Origin of the sequence: Mesorhizobium sp. M2A.F.Ca.ET.039.01.1.1 (assembly GCF_003998035.1) — a bacterium.
GTDB lineage: Bacteria > Pseudomonadota > Alphaproteobacteria > Rhizobiales > Rhizobiaceae > Mesorhizobium.
The window spans coordinates 46,425-61,537 of sequence record NZ_RZRY01000002.1; the positions used below are offsets into that span (position 1 = coordinate 46,425).

The 15,113-nt window shown below is 66.2% G+C and carries 17 protein-coding genes; 16 read left to right on the forward strand and 1 reads right to left on the reverse strand.

The window, feature by feature from the left end:
• Nucleotide 1 precedes the first annotated feature (1 nt).
• Nucleotides 2-937, reverse strand: a complete 936-nt coding sequence (locus EOA24_RS00885; RefSeq protein ID WP_127409466.1) for a hypothetical protein — start codon at nt 935-937, stop codon at nt 2-4.
• Nucleotides 938-1,033: 96 nt separating this feature from the next.
• Here EOA24_RS00885 and EOA24_RS42735 point away from each other — a divergent pair, with 96 nt between their 5' ends.
• The 16 genes from EOA24_RS42735 to EOA24_RS00960 all read left to right on the forward strand — a co-directional run.
• On the forward strand, nt 1,034-1,603 hold the full coding sequence (locus EOA24_RS42735) for a hypothetical protein (protein WP_245501734.1): 570 nt from the start codon (nt 1,034-1,036) through the stop codon (nt 1,601-1,603).
• Complete coding sequence (locus EOA24_RS00890; protein WP_245501735.1) at nt 1,515-3,542, forward strand: terminase gpA endonuclease subunit; 2,028 nt, start codon at nt 1,515-1,517, stop codon at nt 3,540-3,542. Before EOA24_RS42735 ends, EOA24_RS00890 begins: the two co-directional genes overlap by 89 nt.
• Nucleotides 3,543-3,740, forward strand: coding sequence for a hypothetical protein (locus tag EOA24_RS00895; RefSeq protein WP_127409468.1), 198 nt, complete (start codon nt 3,543-3,545; stop codon nt 3,738-3,740).
• Nucleotides 3,740-5,326, forward strand: coding sequence for a phage portal protein (locus EOA24_RS00900; protein WP_127409469.1), 1,587 nt, complete (start codon nt 3,740-3,742; stop codon nt 5,324-5,326). The genes EOA24_RS00895 and EOA24_RS00900 overlap by 1 nt, the downstream gene beginning before the upstream one ends.
• Before the next feature lie 35 nt (nt 5,327-5,361).
• The gene (locus tag EOA24_RS00905; RefSeq protein WP_245501736.1) at nt 5,362-7,434 is read left to right on the forward strand and encodes a prohead protease/major capsid protein fusion protein; all 2,073 of its coding nucleotides are present in this window, start codon (nt 5,362-5,364) and stop codon (nt 7,432-7,434) included.
• A gap of 76 nt (nt 7,435-7,510) precedes the next feature.
• The gene (locus tag EOA24_RS00910; protein WP_127409471.1) at nt 7,511-7,843 is read left to right on the forward strand and encodes a DUF2190 family protein; all 333 of its coding nucleotides are present in this window, start codon (nt 7,511-7,513) and stop codon (nt 7,841-7,843) included.
• Nucleotides 7,844-7,971: 128 nt separating this feature from the next.
• The gene (locus EOA24_RS00915; RefSeq protein ID WP_145992524.1) at nt 7,972-8,277 is read left to right on the forward strand and encodes a hypothetical protein; all 306 of its coding nucleotides are present in this window, start codon (nt 7,972-7,974) and stop codon (nt 8,275-8,277) included.
• A gap of 5 nt (nt 8,278-8,282) precedes the next feature.
• Entirely contained in the window at nt 8,283-8,693 is a 411-nt protein-coding gene (locus EOA24_RS00920; protein WP_127409473.1) for a hypothetical protein, read from the forward strand.
• Nucleotides 8,690-9,508, forward strand: a complete 819-nt coding sequence (locus EOA24_RS00925; RefSeq protein ID WP_127409474.1) for a hypothetical protein — start codon at nt 8,690-8,692, stop codon at nt 9,506-9,508. Before EOA24_RS00920 ends, EOA24_RS00925 begins: the two co-directional genes overlap by 4 nt.
• Nucleotides 9,508-9,981, forward strand: a complete 474-nt coding sequence (locus tag EOA24_RS00930) for a phage baseplate assembly protein V (protein WP_127409475.1) — start codon at nt 9,508-9,510, stop codon at nt 9,979-9,981. The genes EOA24_RS00925 and EOA24_RS00930 overlap by 1 nt, the downstream gene beginning before the upstream one ends.
• A gap of 12 nt (nt 9,982-9,993) precedes the next feature.
• Nucleotides 9,994-10,263: a PAAR domain-containing protein gene (locus tag EOA24_RS00935; protein WP_127409476.1), complete on the forward strand. Its 270-nt coding sequence runs from the start codon at nt 9,994-9,996 to the stop codon at nt 10,261-10,263.
• A 14-nt stretch (nt 10,264-10,277) separates the two neighbouring features.
• On the forward strand, nt 10,278-10,541 hold the full coding sequence (locus EOA24_RS00940) for a hypothetical protein (protein WP_127409477.1): 264 nt from the start codon (nt 10,278-10,280) through the stop codon (nt 10,539-10,541).
• Complete coding sequence (locus EOA24_RS00945; RefSeq protein WP_127409478.1) at nt 10,541-10,927, forward strand: GPW/gp25 family protein; 387 nt, start codon at nt 10,541-10,543, stop codon at nt 10,925-10,927. Before EOA24_RS00940 ends, EOA24_RS00945 begins: the two co-directional genes overlap by 1 nt.
• A gap of 1 nt (nt 10,928) precedes the next feature.
• Entirely contained in the window at nt 10,929-11,786 is an 858-nt protein-coding gene (locus tag EOA24_RS00950) for a baseplate J/gp47 family protein (RefSeq protein ID WP_245501737.1), read from the forward strand.
• An 8-nt stretch (nt 11,787-11,794) separates the two neighbouring features.
• The gene (locus tag EOA24_RS00955; RefSeq protein ID WP_189353819.1) at nt 11,795-12,910 is read left to right on the forward strand and encodes a phage tail protein; all 1,116 of its coding nucleotides are present in this window, start codon (nt 11,795-11,797) and stop codon (nt 12,908-12,910) included.
• Between the two features lie 6 nt (nt 12,911-12,916).
• The coding region (locus EOA24_RS00960; protein ID WP_127409480.1) for a DUF4815 domain-containing protein at nt 12,917-15,113 on the forward strand (2,197 nt) is incomplete at its 3' end.

Here is a 15,113-nt window from a genome sequence, read left to right on the forward strand (position 1 = left end):
ATCACGCGGCCTTTTTCGCGGCGGCCTGCGCTTCGAGGGCGATCACCGCGAGATTGCGGTATTTGTCCATGGCCTTCGGGCTCGAAGAGATCGGGTTGATCTTGACCGCCTTGAGGCCCGCGATATCGCCCGCCTTGGCAAGCTCGATCAGCTTCTCAAGGGTCGGCCGGAAGCGCTTGTGCGTCTCGGCGCTGAAATCGGGCGCGGCAGGCATTTCGCCGCGCTGTGCAGCTTCGAGGATCGCGGCGCGCTTGCCTGCCGGCTTCTCGGCCTGCTTGGCGGCCTTGGCCGGCTTCGCGGGCTGATCCTTCGGCTCGCCCTTGATCGCGGCCACCTTGCCGGCCTTGCCGCCGACGCGGGCGGCCTTGATCCCGAGGGGATCGTTGCCGAGGGCCTGCTCGACGCTGATCTTGGCGACCGGCTGGCCTGCGGCGGCCGGGGTATCGGTGGCCTTGGCCGGCGAGGTCTTGAGGCTGTGGGCAAGGACCGATTTCGCCTGATCGAACGTGGCCGCGCCGATGATCCGATCGGTGGCGATCCCGCGCTCGGCGGCGACATTCTCGAAGCGCTTAAGCGCAGCCTCCTTCGAGGCGGCCCGCTTGTACCCGCCGCCCGTGATCATGGCGGTGAGCTGCGCGATCTGCTGGCTCGAAAGGGCGGCGGTGGGTTTGGTCTTGATCATGGTTTCAGTCCCTTCATTCATTGGGGGTTGATAGCTGGCAGGCACGAAGATGGATCGGCCCTCGGGGGTGCTCGCGTAGACCATGCCGAGGCGTCCGTTGTTGGCTTCCTTCGCGAAGCGATCAGCCGCCTCGCGAGCCTCCGAAAGGGAGCCGAAGCTTTCGCTCCGATAGCGGCCCGTCCCGAGGAAGATCGTCGCGTTGAATTTGTCAGCGCGGGCGATCGCAGCGGTATCGAGGGGTGCAGGCTTTTTCATAGGTGCGGCTCCATTCGGTGAGACGACACCTAAGCGCATCGTTGGAAAGTGCAACTCCTAAGTCGTTGAAATTGCACCTTTTTGTAGGACTTTCCAATGGCAGGAAATGAGCCGCAGCAACAGAGCGGCACCATCACAATCGGGCAGGTCGCCCGGCTCCTGATGATCAGCGAGGAACGTGTCCGGCAGCTCGTGAAGGCTGGCTACATTCCGAAGTCCGCGAGGGGCGTCTACCCGCTCGTCGGCGCGATCCAGGGCTACATTCGGTCCCTCAAGGACGATCAGAAAAACACGAGCAAGACGGCCGGCGACAGCCGGGTCCGCGACGCTCGCGCGCAGGAGATCGAGATCAGGATCGCCGAGAAACGGCGCGAGCTGATCCCGATCGAGGACGCAACCGCAGCACTCGACAAGACCCTCGCGACCGTCGTCGCCGAGCTGGCCGGCTTACCGGCCCGCGTGACGCGAGACGTGCCGACGCGGAGGGCGATCGAAAAGGAACTCGATGCAGCCCGAAACCGAATGGCGGCCTCGCTCCGAGCATCCGCCGCAGCTATTCGAACGGGCGGCGACGTTTTTGCAGACCCCGCCGAAGCTGAGCCCGGATCAGTGGGCGCGCCAGAACCGGAAGTACCCCGCAAGCGCGGGCGTCCCCGGTCAACGTGACCCGAGCCTGACGCCCTACGTCATCGCCTTCACGCAGGCCGTCGCCGAGAGCGCCGCCGGCCGCGTCGTGGCCGTCATGGGCGCGCAGATGGGCAAGACCGACAGCGAGCTTGATATCGTCGGGCATCGCCTCGATCAGCGGCCGGCCCCGATCCTGTGGGTCGGGCCGACGAAAGAGTTTCTGGTCGATCAGCAAGAGCCGCGCATCCTCGGCCTGCTGGAAGAAGCGCCTCGGCTCTCGGCGAAGCTGCAACGCGGCAAGCGCATGAAGAAGACCCGCAAGATCGTGGCCGGCGTTCCGATCCGCCTGGCGCACGCGGGCTCGTCCTCGGCGCTGAAATCGGACCCGGCCGCGCTCGCGATCGTGGACGAATACGACGAAATGCTCGCGAACATCAAAGGCCAGGGCGATCCGCTCGGTCTCGTTGAAGCTCGCGGCGACACCTACGCCGACTTCGTGACGGTGGTCACTTCCACCCCCTCGCAAGGGCATATCGAGACGGAGGTCGATCCGGTGTCCGGGCTCGAATTCTGGAAGCCCGCCGATCCTGATGCGGTCAAGTCCCCGATTTGGGCGCTGTTCCAGCAGGGCACGCGCTACCATTGGGCGTGGCCTTGCCCGCACTGCGGCGAATACTTCATCCCGCGCTTTTCGTGCCTCGTGGTGCCGAAGAACGCGACGCCCGCGCAGGCACGGCGCGGGAGCTATATTCAGTGCCCTTACGGCTGCGTCGATCCGATCGAGGATCACAAGCACAAAGCCGCGATGAATGCTCGGGGCCGCTACGTGGCCCCCGGCCAGACGATCGACCGCGACGGCAATGTCGAGGGCGCGCCGCCGGACAGCTCGACCATCAGCTTTTGGGTCTCGGGCCTCGCCAGTCCGTTCCGCACGTGGGGGCAGCGCGCCGAGCGCTACCTGACTGCGCTCGGGAGCGGCGACGACAACGAAATCCAGACGGCCATGAACGCCGGCTTCGGCGAGTGCTACACGCTCGGCGGCCTCGGCGAGACGCCCGAGTGGCAGGAAGTGCTCGCGAAGCGCGTCCCCTATCGCCTGGGCGATCTGCCACGCGAGGTGCTGCGGATCACGGCGGGCGTGGACGTGCAGAAGCGATCCCTCGTCTACGTGGTGCGCGGCTTCGGGGCTCGCGGCTCGTCATGGCTGCTCGACTTCGGTCAAATCTACGGCCCCACGGCCGAGCAGGACGTGTGGGACGAGCTTGAGACGACGCTGATGACCCCGATCCGGGGTCGGATGATCGATTGCGTCTTCGTGGACAGCGGCTTCCGCCCTGGCAAGGCCACGGCGGGCGACGAGCACAGGGTCTACGAGTTCGCGCTGCGTTTCCCCCGGTGGGTCTTCGCCACCAAGGGCCACGACGCGCAGACGACGCCGCTGCGGCCCTCGAAGATCGAGGTTCTGCATAACGGCAAGAAGGCGAAATCGTCGCTCACGCTGATCCACCTCGATAGCGACTTCTTCAAGAGCCTCGTCCACAGCCGGGTGAGGATGGAGATCGGTCGGCCGGGATCGTTCCATCTGCCCCTCGGGGCCGAGGACGCCGGCATGATGTCGGGAGGCGTGACCGAGGATTACGCCCGCCAGATCGTGTCGGAAGGCCGGGTGATCAATCCGGCCAACGGCAAGGCGTCGTGGGTCAAGCGGTTCAAGGACAACCACTTCCTCGACTGCGAAGCGATGGCGGCTGCGGCCGGCTACATGCTTCGCGTCCACACGATCAAGGAAAGCGAGCAGCGCAGCGGCGAGGACGCCGTGCAGGTGGTTGTCGAGCAGCCACGGCCAGCGCCGCCGCCGAGACAGAAACAGCCCGACCAGCAGGCGCAGCAAGCCGAGCCGCAGGAGACGCCCAGGCGTCCCCGCGACCCTTGGCTTTCGGCGGACGGTGGCGGGCAGCGACGCAAGGGCTGGCTGTGAATGGCGCAGATTGACGACGAGATCGCGGCGATCCGCGAGGCGATCACGATGGGCGTGAAAGTGGTCGAGACGCGCAGCGCTGGCGTGATCAAGCGCACCGAATACCCGTCGTTCGCGGATCTCAAGGCCCGCCTCGACTGGCTCGAAACTCAGCAAAACGGCGGCCGGAAGCGGCGCGGGATCGTGGCGACCTTCTGATGGCAACGAAGCTCAACTTCATTGACCGGGCGATCGGGTACGTCGCGCCGGCCGCCGCAGCTCGCCGTGCGCGCAACAGGGCTGTCCTCGATATCCTGACGCGCGACTATGCCGGCGCGAGCAAGGGCCGCCTCCAAGGCGGCTGGCGCTCGTCCCCGACCTCGGCCGACACGGAAGTCGCGGTGGCCGGGGCCTTCCTGCGGGATCGTATGCGCGATCTCGTGCGGAACAATCCGCACGCCGCGAACGCCGTCTCGGCGCTCGTCACCTACATCGTCGGCGAGGGCATCATGCCCCGCGCGAATACCGGCGATCCCAAGAAGGACAAGAAGGTCAACGACCTCTTCGACAAGTGGGCGAAGAAGGCCGACGCGGACGGGCAGCTCGATTTCTACGGCCTACAGACGCTCGCCATCCGCGAAATGATCGAGAGCGGCGACGGCCTTGTCCGCCGCCGCCGGAGGCTGCTGACGGACAATCTGCCGGTGCCGTTGCAGTTGGAGGTCTTCGAGACCGACCGCATCGACAGCGCGAAGGAAGGCCCGATGCCGGCAGGCCGCGTGGCCGTCCAAGGTATCGAGTTCGACAAGCTCGGCGCGCGCACCGCCTATTGGCTGTTCCCGGCTCACCCCGGCAACCGCTTCCTCGATCCGCGATCGACCTCACTGACCTCGAAGGCGGTGCCGGCGTCCGATATCGCCCACGTCTACGAAAAGCAGCGGACGCAGGTCAAAGGCGTACCGTGGGGCACCCCGAGCCTCACCTACATCAAAGACCTCGGCAGCTACGAAGAGGCCGAGATCGTCCGCAAGAAGATCGAGAGCTGCGTCGTCGGCATCTTGGTCAACAAGACCGACGACGACGGCCTCGGCATCCCGGTTCGCCCTGGCGATCCGGGCAGCACCGTAAGGGAGCCCGGCGTCTATGACGCGGCCGGCTTCCAGGTCGAGCGCTTCGAGCCCGGCATGTTCGCTTTCGCCGAGGGCGCGGACGACGTGAAGTTCAACACGCCGGCCGCGAACGGCACGAACCACGACGCCTACAAACGCTCGTCGCTCCACTCGATCTCCGCCGGCTTCCGGGTGCCCTACTCGCTCCTGTCCGGCGACCTGACGCAGGTGAATTACTCGTCCTCGAAGGTGGGGCTCGAGCAGTTCCACAGGCTCGTCTCGTCGGTGCAGTGGCAGATCGTGATCCCGATGCTGCTGCAGCCGATCTGGGAGTGGTTTGTCGAGGCGGCCTACCTCGGCGGCATGATCGACACCGATACGGTCGAGGTGAAGTGGAACCCGCCGAAATTCCCGAGCGCCGATCCCGAGAAGGACGCCCGCGCCACGATCGCGGAAGTCCGCGCCGGCCTGCGCTCGATGCCGGAAGCGATCTCGGCCACCGGCCGCGATCCCGACGAAGTGCTCGCCGAGACGGTCGCCTGGAACAAGAAGCTCGATAAGGACGGCGTCATCCTCGACACCGATCCGCGCAACACGAGCGCCCAGGGCATCGCGCAGACCGAGCCCAACCCGCCAGCAGGCGGCGATCCCCCGCCGACGACGAAGAAAGCCGCCGGCACCAAGTCCAAAAAATAGAGGAACCTCCGATGCCTCAGGAGCGCACTATTGAAATGCCCGCCGTGAGGCGGGAGGCGACGATCCGCGCCGCCAGCTTCGATGAAGCTGACAACACGGTCGAAATCGTATGGACGACGGGCGCTCGCGTCCGTCGCAACTCGTGGTGGGATGGCCCCTACGACGAAGAGCTCGAAGTGACGCCCGAGGCTGTCCGCCTCGAAAGGCTCAATGCCGGCGCGCCCTTCCTCAACACCCACGACAGCTACGATCTGCGGTCGGTGCTCGGCTCGATCGTGCCGGGCTCGGCCAAGGTCGATAAGGGCATCGGCACCGCCCGCGTGAAGCTGTCCCGCGCTGCCGACGTGGCCGACAGCGTTCTCAAAATCCGCGAAGGCGACGTGCGCAACGTGTCGGTCGGCTATCGCGTCCACAAGGTCATCAAGACCGAGGGGCAGGACGGCGATGTGCCGCTCAATCGCGTGGTCGATTGGGAGCCCTTGGAGATTTCCGCAGTCCCGATCCCGGCCGATCCCGGCGCGCAGGTGCGCTCCGAGAAGCCCGAGGGGCTGCGGACTTACCCCGCCGTCGTGGTCATCGAACGGCAAACTGCAACCAGCGAAAGGAACCCGGCTATGGCCGACAAAGACAAGGTCCGCACGGAACAGCCGGGCGGCGAAGGCACCACCACCGAGGAGAACCGCACGGCCGCCGCTGCGCCGGCTGCTCCCGCAGCTCCGGCCGCCCCGGCGGCGGTTACCGCCGACGACGTGACCCGCGCCTCGGGCGAGGCCGCCAACAACGCGGTTATCGCCGAGCGCAAGCGCGTCAACGACATCACCGATCTCGCCCGCAAGGCCGGCGTGGTCGATTTCGGTTCCGAGCACGTTCGCGCCGGCACCGATGTCGAGAAGTTCCGTGGCCTTCTGCTGGAAAAGCTGATGTCCGACGAACACCGCACCCTTCCCAACGATGGCGCCCGCCACCTCGGCGTGCCCGGCCAGGCGATCGACAACAGCCGCGAAGAGAAGCGCGCGGCTGCGATCGAGAACGCCCTCCTGCACCGCGCCAATCCGAGCGAATTTAAGCTCGAAGCCGAGGGCGCTCGCGAGTTCATGGGCATGTCGCTGCTCGAAATCGCCCGCGATCACCTCGAAGCTCGCGGCGTCCGCACGCGCGGCATGTCGAAGATGGAACTCGCTGGCGCGGCCCTGACCCGCGCCGGCCTGCAATCCACCTCCGACTTCGCGCTGATCCTCGGCAACGTGACCAACCGCACCCTGCGCGCTGGCTACGAGGCCGCCCCGCAGACCTTCCGCCCGTTCACCACCGAAACGACCGTGCCGGACTTCAAGGACGTGACCCGCGTCCAGCTCGGCGAGGCTCCGGCCTTCGACAAGGTGAACGAGCACGGCGAGTTCCGGCGCGGCTCGATCGGCGAGGCGGGCGAGAAGTACCGCATCGCCACCTACGGCAAGATCGTCGGCATCACCCGGCAGGTGTTGATCAACGACGATCTGAACGCCTTCACGCGCATCCCGCGCGCGTTCGGCATCCAGGCGGCGCAGCTCGAAAGCGACGTGGTGTGGGCGCAGCTTCTCGCAAACCCGACCATGGGCGACGGCGTGCCCCTCTTCCACGCCAACCACGGCAACCTGCTGACCGCTGGCGCGATCGGCCGCACCACCGTGTCGGAAGCCCGCCTCAAGATGGGCTTGCAGACCGGCCTCGACGGCAAGACCGTTCTCAGCCTCGTCCCGCAGTTCCTCATCACCTCGCTGACGGCGCAGACGGCGGCTGAGGAATTCCTCACCCCGATCCAGCCCAACCAGCAGGCGCAGGTGATCTCGGAAGCCCTCAAGAAGCTGACGATCATCCCCGAGGCCCGCCTGGATAACGGCATCCCGCGCTACAAGATCGCGGGCGATCCGAACGCCTTCTATTTCGTCGCCGCTCCGGCGCAGGGCGTCGATCTGGTCGAGCTGGCCTACCTCGAAGGCGCTCGCGGCGTCTACACCGAGACCCGCACCGGCTTCGACGTGGACGGCGTGGAGATCAAGGTGCGCCTCGATGTCGGCGCGAAGGCACTCGACTGGCGCGGGTTCTCGAAGAACCCCTTCGCGGGCTGATCCCCTCCTGAATTGACCGGCTGCGCGGAGTGATCCGCGCGGCCTTCATCAACTGTTCCTCGAAAGGACAAGGACAATGAAGAACTTCATCCAGCCCGGCGAAATCTTGACGATGGTCGCCCCGGCCGGCGGCGTGACCTCGGGCGATCTCGTCATCATCGGTTCGATCTTCGGCGTCGCCACCACCTCGGCGGCGGCGGGCGCTGAATTCGAACTCAAGACCGGCGGCGTGAGCGAGTTCCCGAAGACTGCCGCCCAGGCGTGGGCGGCCGGCGACCCGATCTACTTCGACAACGTCAACAAGGTCATGACCTCGGTCTCGGCCGGCAACACCAAGGTCGGCGTCGCCGTCGAGGCTGCGGCCAACCCCTCGGGCAAGGGCCGCGTCCGCCTCAACGGCAGCTTCTAAGCCCGGCTGCGCCGACCATGGCGGGGATTGGGGGCGTCCTGGGCGGCGATCAGGACGCCACATTCGACAACAACGCGCGAGAGCAGGAGAGCCCGTCGCTGCCTCCTGCCTACGAAAGGACCAAGGACATGAAACAGTATCGTGTGCTTTACGACACGTGGATCAGGGGCTCGCACTATTCGCAGGGCTTCGTGATCCAGCTCGAAGAGAAGGACGCCGAGGGCTTCGTCGGCGAGGGCCTGCTCGAAGAGGTGAAGGCGGACGACGCCGACGCCAATTCGGACAATATCTCGGTCGGTCTGCCGGGCCAGTTCGAGCCCCCGGCCCGCACCGCGGATGCGGCTGTGGCCGACAAGCAGGCCGCCGAAGGCAACGAGGGCAAGGCCGACGAGGGCAAGGCTCCGGCCAAGCCGAAGGCCAAGGCGGGGAAGTAACGACCATGCCTGCTTTCGACCGCCTTAACCGGATCGCCGGCAAGGCGGTCGATCGCCTGCACGGCGAGCGAATTCTGATCTCCCCCCGCGCCGAAGGAAGCCAATACGGCGGCCGGGTGCCCGACACGACGCGGGTGGCGCACGAGACGCGCGGCGTCTTCGCTGATGAGCCGGGGGTGAACGACATCGCCGGCCAGCGCGCCGGCAACAGCCTGCCGGGCGTCACTCGCCTGACCAACGGGCAGGTATCCATCCAGATTTTGGCGGCCTTCGCCGAGCTGATGCCGTGGGAACCGCGAAAGGGCGATCTTGTGCAGCTTATCGAGCGCGCGGGATCTCCGTTCTATTCGATCGTGGACCCGCAGAAGCTCGATTTCGGCGATCGCTTCCTCGTCCTTGTTCGGGAGCCGCAATGAGCCTCGTCGCCCTCGCCGCCCGGATCGCCACCGTGAAGGCGCTTGAGAATGCGACGCTAGCCGCCGGCCGCGTCTTCGACAGCGCCATTGATCCGATCGACCAAAAGATCGCCGAGGAAGCGGTTCCGGTCCTGATCGTCTACACGGACGATGACGTGCGCACCGTGACCGGCCGCGATCTGATCAATGCCACGAGGCAGCTCGATCTCGTGGTCGAGAGCGCGGTTGCGAGCAAGGTGACTTACACGCAGGGCGACGATCAGGTCGAGGCGATCGAAATCCCATTCACCGACGCCGGGCTTGAGCTGACGCTCAATTTCATGGACCGCCAGATCGCCCGCGCGCTGCTATCCGATCAGGGGCCGTGGGCCGCCCTGTGGCGGCGGATCGTGTTGCAGCCGAGCAAGATCACCTCCAAGCGCGGAGGCAGCTCCGAGAAGGGCGTGCGCTTCGCTGCGCGGCAGATGACGATCACGGCCGAGACGCTCTCCGAGCCCGGCTTCGGCGCGCAGGCAACCGAATTTTGGGCTGACTTCCTTGCGGCGCTGGAAAGCGACGCGGACCCTGCCCTGCACAAGCTCGCGGCCATGATCCGGGCCGAGATCGAGACGCCCACGCTGCCGGCTTGGCGGCAGGCGATCGCCGAACTCGGCGTTAATCCGTCCACCGCCCAGGCGATCGGGATCGCGCCGCTGCCGGAAGGCGACAGCGTAGGCTCGCCGGTTGCAGTGATCACCACGAACGATCAGGACGGCGACGATTGGACGCTCGATCAGGCGGCGATCGACGCCGCGCTTGAGCCCGAGGTGCCCTGATGCATCCGGTCGCCGAACTCGCCGCCCGCGTTGCCGAATTGGAGCGCCGCGCCAACAACATGATGCGCCACGGCACCGTGGCGGAAGTCGATCCCGCGAAGGCCACCGTGCGGCTGCGGATCGGCGGCACTGACGAGAAGCCCTTCCTTTCCCCGCCGATCCCCTACGGCCAGATCGCGGGCGCGATGAAGGTCCATACGCCCCCGAGCGTGGGGCAGCAAATGACGCTGCTCTCACCGACAGGCGATTTCCGCCAGGCGGTAGCGATGCCGCTGACGTGGAGCGATCAGAACGCGTCGCCTTCGCAGGCCGGCGATCAGCACGTGCTCAAATTCGGCTCGTGCACGATCACGATCAAAGGCGACGAGGTGCACGTCGAAGTGCCGAAAGTCACGCTGATCTGCGGCGGCTCGTCCTTCGAGCTGACCGGCGGCGGCCTGAAAATGAACGCCGCCGACTATCAGTTCGATTGAGGGGGCAAGCCTATGCCTGGGATCGCCTGCGTCGGCGTTGACGTAGCCGGCGGCGTGCAGCTCGGCGCGCAGGCCGCGAAGTTCAAGATCAGGGGAGCGGCGGCGGTTGTCCTCGGCGATCACGTCGCCCCGCACCCGCCCTTCCCGCCTCACTCGTCCGATCCTGTGATGGCGCAGGCGACGGCGAAGTTTCGGATCAACGGCATCCCGACTTGTCGGGAAGGCCACACCGCGAATTGCGGCCACGCCACCACCGGCCGGCCGTTCTTTCGCATCCCTTGAGAAGGAGCCCCACCATGGACCGCAAACCCTACCGCGTGACTGACGAGGCCGGCCCGTGGGTGGCCGGCCGCAAGGTCAAGCCCGGCGCAATCCTCGAACTGACGGACGATCAGGCCGCCTACGAGATCGCTCGCGGCCAGATCGTCGCCCACGATCCTTTGAAGGCCGACGAGAAGGCCGAAGAGAAGCCCGTCAGCGAGCACGAGGGCGAGCGGGCGATCGATGAAGCCCCGCGCAACATGGCGATCAGGGGCGCGCCCCGTAAGCGGGGCGAATAATGGCCTCGGCGGTTGGAACCGGGATCGATCGCGAGACCGGCCTGCCGCTATCGGGGTGGCCGCATGTCGAGCAGTCGATCCGGGTCATCTTCACGACCTATTTCGGCACCCGCGTCATGCGCCGCTGGTTCGGCTCGCTCGTGCCGGCATTGCTCGGCGAGAACATCAACCCCTCGACGCTCCTGCGGTTCTTCACCGCGATCTATGCGGGCCTCTCCTTCGAGCCTCGCTTCGCGCTGACCCGCATCCAAGTCCTGTCGGAGGCCGATGAGCTGCGCAGCGGAAAGCTGCGCCTCGAAATCGAAGGCCAGTATCGGCCGCGCGGCCACCTTGGCGACTTCACCACCGATCGCACCGCGCGAATGATCCTGTTCTTTGGAGGCTGACGTGCCCGTTCCTGATCTCTCGTCGCTTCCCGCCCCGCAGATCATCGAAGAGATCAGTTTCGAGGCGATCCTATCGGCCATGATGGACGACGCCACCGCACGCTTCGCGGCGGCCGGCGTTGCCTATGACGTGGGCAATCTCGAAACCGATCCGGTGAAGATCGTCCTCGAAGCGGCGGCTTATCGCGAGACGCTCCTGCGCGCTCGCGTGAACGCCGCAGCCAGGGCGAACCTCGTCGCTTTTTCGACCGGCTCCGATCTCGATCACCTCGCGGCCTTCTATGACGTGACGCGTCTCGATGGCGAGGCCGACGAGGCGCTGCGCAGGCGGGTGATCCTCGCGATCTCCGGCCGCTCGCCGGCAGGCCCCGAGGATTGGTACAAGACCGCTGCGATGCGGGCGAGCCCGCGCGTCAAGGACGTGGCTGTCTATCGCGTCGGCACCGGGCCGGACATTCGGATCGCAGTGCTCGCAACCGACAACTTCGGCGAGCCCGATGCGGCCTTGCTCGCGGCAGTCGATGCCGAGGTCCAGAAGAACAGCGTTCGGGTGATCTCGGATCGCGTCACTGTCCTCTCGGCCACGAGCGCGACGGTCAATGTCGTCGCGGATATCTGGCTCCTGCCAACAACGCCGATGACCGTCTTCGAGGGCTTGGAGGCCAATCTGCGCGCCGCCCTCGCAAGCGAAGGCGGGCTCGGCTTCAACGTCACGCGGTCTTGGCTGGCCGCAAAGCTGCATCAACCGGGCGTGCAAAAGGTCTCGCTCTCGTCGCCTGTCGCCGACGTGGTTGTCGATGACGGCGCGGCGGTGAAGGTCGGGACCGTGGCGCTCACCTTCAAGGGTCGCGACCGCTGATGGATCGGATGGATTTGCTGCCGCCGAACGCGACCGCCTTCGAGCGGGCGCTGTCGGCGACCCTCGATCGCCTGCCCGAGTTGGCCCCCGGCGCTACCGAGCTGCATTCGTTCAAGCTCGACACGCCCCAGCCCTCGATCCTGCCGTGGCTCGTGGTCGAATACGGCCTCGGCGAAATCTCCCAATACCTGCCCGACCTGCCGACCGTGATCGAGTATGGCCTGCGGTGGCAGCGGGTGAAGGGGACGCCGCAGGGCGTCGCCGAAAGCCTCACGTGGGTGGGCTACGCCTTCTCGACGTTCTACGAGGCCCCGCTGCGCCGGACGCGCTGGCACCTCTACGAGCTTGAACTGGATCGCTTCCGCGACGACGAAGGCGACCTCGGCACGATCGAGGCCGTCGTGCGGCTGTCCGATCCCGTCCGGTCGGAATTCTATCGCGCCTGGAATGGCTACAACGTGCGGGAGCACGATTGGGCCTACTCCCGATGGGGCGACGGCATTTGGGGCGATAACTCGGGCGTCTTCCTGCACGCGGGCGGCGTCAAATGGTCCTTCGGCCGCACTTTCGACGCAGGCGCGCACGATCTCACTGAGGCCGAGCTGACGGCCCTCGGGGCGTGGGTTGAGCCTGTCGAAGACGGCTCGATCACGTGGGGGCCGTTCCCTTGGAATTCGCCCGGCCTGAAATGGCAGTCTGACGCGGCGCTCTCGCGGGCGCAGATCATCGCAACTGCTCTGCTCGGCAAAAGCTGCTGGATCGGCATCTATCGCGAGGACGGATCGCCGATCGGCTTCCGCAAGGCTCGCGTCTATCGGCCGGTCGAGTTCCAGTTCGGCGGCTACTACGAGGCGGCCGGGCAGACGTGGATCGCGGCCGGCGGCCCTGGCCCGAACCTCTATGTCGAGGCGCTGATGGAATTCGGCGAAGGCGAGGGCGAGATCGTCCACTCTTGGAGCATCACGCTCGATGGCGATCCCGTGGGATCGCATCCTGCGGGCATCCGCTGGCTCCCCGGCGCGGGCATTGCCGGCGGCCATATCGTCGGCGGTTTCGCCATCGCGCCTGCCACCCTCGGCAAAACCTCGCGCGAACGCTTTCGCGCCCTCTTGAAGATCGTTTGAGGCATCATGGCTTACGAGCACAAATCAGGGCTGGCCGGCACGTACGATCGGACCCCGCAGTTCCCCGCGTGGGATGCCGTTCTGACCCGCGAGGGCAAGATCGGCCAGGCGGCCGAAATGTTCGAAGCCCAACAGCTTCTGCAGAAGAAGGTCCGCTCGATCGGCAACCTCGTCGCTCGCGACGGCGATCGGGTGGAAGGCGCGGATATCATCATCGACGCCGAGGCTGCGACTGTGACGCTGACGGCCGGCCGGCTCTACGTGAATGGCCGTGTGCTCGATGCTCCTGCGGCGGTGCTGTCGGCCGTCCCCATGATCGGCACCGTCCATATCGGCGTGCGCGTGATCGAGGACTATGTGACCGAGCTTGAAGAGCCGGCGCTGCTCGGCCTGATGCCGGGCTCGCTCTCGGAGGGCGAAGGCGGCGCGGCTCGGATTGTGCTGTCCCTCGCCTGGGGCTTCTCCGGCGACGGCAACGACGCCCCGATCTATGCCGTCTACCTGCTCAAGGACGGCGTAGCGATCGATCAGACGCCGCCCCCCAACCTGACCGGCGTCGCCGCGCTGATCGGCATCTATGACTACGACAGCAACGGCAATTATATCGTGTCCGGCTGCACCGTCTCGGCGCTCGGCAAGGACGGCTCGGATCAGGTCTTCTCGATCTCGGCCGGCGTTGCCAACATCAAGGGATGGAAGCGGACGCGGTATGCCGCGCTGCGCCACCGCGAGCCGGAAACTTTCGATCTCTTCCGCATCCCGACCGAGGTCCACACCTTCGGCGCGAACCCGACGATCGTCACGCTCAATCACGGCCCGATCGCCACGATCCGTGAGGTCTTGGTCGAGAAGGAAGTGACGGAGACCGTCGTGCGCGGCGGCACCCCGAACGGCTCGGACGCGCTGGTCAATACCGGCGTCACCTCGATCCTCGAAGTGAAGCAAGGCGCGACCACCTACAACACGCCCGCCGATTGGACCAAGGTGGGCGATCTCGTCTCGTGGTCGGCCGGCGGCGCGGAGCCCGCCACGGGGTCGAGCTACACGGTCAAATATCGCTATCTCGGCATCGTGAGCGCGACCGATATCACTGCGACCTCGATCACGGTTGCGGGCGGCGTCAATGGCGGCCAAATCCAAGTCGATTACGACTTCAAGCTGCCGCGCGTGGACGTGCTCGGCCTCGATAGCGACGGCAACTCGGTCTATCTCAAGGGCGTATCGAGCCGCACCAACGCCCTGCCGCCGAAGGTGCCGGACGATATCCTGCCGCTTGCGCTGATCGAGAACGTGTGGACCGACACGCCGGTTGTGACCAACATCGGCGTCCGCGCCTACACGATGGCCAAGATCGACCGCATGTATAACAGCTTGGTCGATGCGCTCGATCTGATCGCCCTTGAGCGGCTACAGCGCGACATCGACAGCCGCGAGCCGATCTCGAAGAACGGCGTCTTCGTGGACCCGTTCACCTCCGACCGCTACCGCGACGAGGGCGAGCCGCAGACGGCGGCTGTCTTTGGCGGCCTCCTGCGCCTCGCGATTGATCCGACGTTCCATGCGATCAATCTGCCTGGCGTCACGCTCTTGGATTGGACGGAAGAGGTTGCGGTCGAGCAGCCCTTCGCCACCTCGTGCTCGAAGATCAATCCCTACCAGAACTTCGAGCCGCTGCCGGCTTCGATGACCATCAATCCGCCGGTCGATTACTGGACGGAAAGCGCGACGGAATGGGCGTCTGACAGCGCCGCAGCGCTGTCCTCGCCGGTCGTGGTGACGACTTCCCGATCCACCTCGGGGCGCACGACCACCACGACCACGACCACGCAGCGGGAAACCGTCGAGAGCAGCACGCGGGAAGAGACCCTCGCCTACCTGCGGCAGATCGTGCTCAACTTCTCGATCAAGGGCTTCTTCGCGGGCGAGCATCTGTCGTCCCTCGAATTCGACGGGATCGACGTGACGCCCGCAGGGCCGCTCACAGCCGACGCCGAAGGCGAGATCGACGGAAGCTTCACGATCCCCGCCAACGTGCCGGCGGGGTCGAAGGGCGTCGTCGCGAAGGGTGCGGCCGGCTCCGAGGCCGCCGCGATCTTCGTCGGACAGGGCACTATCGATATCGAGACCCTGCGCCGCGTCATCACGACCACGGTGCAGTCAACCTCGGTCACCGCCCCTCGCGAAACGCCCCCTGGCGGTGGCG

Excerpts from the sequence above, each read along its gene's own strand:
- EOA24_RS00945 (WP_127409478.1), top strand. The coding sequence starts at position 10,541 with ATGGCCTCGGCGGTTGGAACCGGGATCGATCGCGAGACCGGCCTGCCG.
- EOA24_RS00905 (WP_245501736.1), top strand. The coding sequence starts at position 5,362 with ATGCCCGCCGTGAGGCGGGAGGCGACGATCCGCGCCGCCAGCTTCGAT.
- EOA24_RS00940 (WP_127409477.1), top strand. The coding sequence starts at position 10,278 with ATGGACCGCAAACCCTACCGCGTGACTGACGAGGCCGGCCCGTGGGTG.
- EOA24_RS00885 (WP_127409466.1), bottom strand. The coding sequence starts at position 937 with ATGAAAAAGCCTGCACCCCTCGATACCGCTGCGATCGCCCGCGCTGAC.
- EOA24_RS00955 (WP_189353819.1), top strand. The coding sequence starts at position 11,795 with ATGGATTTGCTGCCGCCGAACGCGACCGCCTTCGAGCGGGCGCTGTCG.
- EOA24_RS00925 (WP_127409474.1), top strand. The coding sequence starts at position 8,690 with ATGAGCCTCGTCGCCCTCGCCGCCCGGATCGCCACCGTGAAGGCGCTT.
- EOA24_RS00915 (WP_145992524.1), top strand. The coding sequence starts at position 7,972 with ATGAAACAGTATCGTGTGCTTTACGACACGTGGATCAGGGGCTCGCAC.
- EOA24_RS00910 (WP_127409471.1), top strand. The coding sequence starts at position 7,511 with ATGAAGAACTTCATCCAGCCCGGCGAAATCTTGACGATGGTCGCCCCG.
- EOA24_RS00900 (WP_127409469.1), top strand. The coding sequence starts at position 3,740 with ATGGCAACGAAGCTCAACTTCATTGACCGGGCGATCGGGTACGTCGCG.
- EOA24_RS42735 (WP_245501734.1), top strand. The coding sequence starts at position 1,034 with ATGGCAGGAAATGAGCCGCAGCAACAGAGCGGCACCATCACAATCGGG.
- EOA24_RS00930 (WP_127409475.1), top strand. The coding sequence starts at position 9,508 with ATGCATCCGGTCGCCGAACTCGCCGCCCGCGTTGCCGAATTGGAGCGC.
- EOA24_RS00920 (WP_127409473.1), top strand. The coding sequence starts at position 8,283 with ATGCCTGCTTTCGACCGCCTTAACCGGATCGCCGGCAAGGCGGTCGAT.
- EOA24_RS00935 (WP_127409476.1), top strand. The coding sequence starts at position 9,994 with ATGCCTGGGATCGCCTGCGTCGGCGTTGACGTAGCCGGCGGCGTGCAG.
- EOA24_RS00895 (WP_127409468.1), top strand. The coding sequence starts at position 3,543 with ATGGCGCAGATTGACGACGAGATCGCGGCGATCCGCGAGGCGATCACG.